General features: G+C 76.7%; 1 protein-coding gene and 1 pseudogene. Both read right to left on the reverse strand.

The window, feature by feature from the left end:
* Positions 1-484 (reverse strand): NAD-dependent epimerase/dehydratase family protein (locus BACI9J_RS23455; protein ID WP_159736727.1); only part of this gene is annotated, 484 nt, incomplete at its 3' end.
* Positions 481-1,022 (reverse strand): annotated as a pseudogene (locus tag BACI9J_RS23460) (alpha/beta fold hydrolase); the annotation flags it as partial. The pseudogene BACI9J_RS23460 and the gene BACI9J_RS23455, both read right to left, overlap by 4 nt.

Genomic DNA, 1,022 nt, shown 5'->3' on the forward strand with positions numbered 1-1,022 from the left:
GGTGCGACCGGGCCGCCACGACGGCGAAGTCCGGGGCGTCGGCGTCGAGTGCCAGCAGCTCCGCCGCGGCCTTGGTGCGGGCGTAGTCGCCACGGGCACGGGACGGTTCGGCAGGTCCGGCGTCGGCCCCGACGAGCGACGACCCGGTGTGCGCGACCGACGGCGACGACACGAAGACGAAGCGCGCGACCCCGGCGGCACGGGCGGCTCGCAGCAGCGATCGCGTCCCGTCGACGTTGACCCGGGCGAAGTCGGCGGGGTCCCCGGCGAGCGACACCTTGGCGGCCAGGTGCACGACGGCTTCGACCCCGTCGACCGCGCGGGCGAGCGCAGCGTCGTCGGTCATCGTGCCGGCGACGTCCTGCACGCCGGCGACGCCCGAGGGACGGCGCTGGAAGGTGCGGACCTCGTGCCCGGCGTCCCGCACGGCCGCGGCGGTGGCCTGCCCGAGGAACCCGCTGGCCCCGGTGACCAGGACCTTCACGGCCGGACCATCCGTCCGCCGGACAGCACCGAGCCGGCCCAGCGCGACAGCCGGGTGCGGTCGACCTTGGAGTTGTGCCGGATGTCGGTCGGCAGCACGGGCACGACGAGCACCGCGGCGAGCCGGACCCCGGCGGCGGCGCGGACCGCGGCGGCGAGCTGCGGCGACGCCAGACCCGGCCGGCGCACGGCGGGTTCGGTCTCGACGACGGCCACCACCTGCTGCGTGCCGGTCGGACCGATGCCCGCCACCCCGGCACGTCCGACACCGTCGACGCCCTCGATCCGCTGCTCCGGCCCGACCGGTGTGACGACCCCGTCGGGCGTGGTGAGCACGTGCTGCAGCCGGCCTTCGACCCAGACCCGTCCCGCGGAGTCGAGGTGTCCGACGTCCCCGGTGCGGTGTCCGCGCGGGTCGTCGACCCCGAGCCGCGAGACCCGGTCGGTGCGCCAGAGCCGGTCGTAGTGGTCGCGCACGTGCGGTGCCGCGACGACGATCTCGCCGGTGACCCCGGGCTCGTCCGTCAGGGCTCCGGTCG

Origin of the sequence: Arthrobacter sp. 9V (genome assembly GCF_902506065.1) — a bacterium.
Taxonomy (GTDB): Bacteria; Actinomycetota; Actinomycetes; order Actinomycetales; family Micrococcaceae; genus Arthrobacter.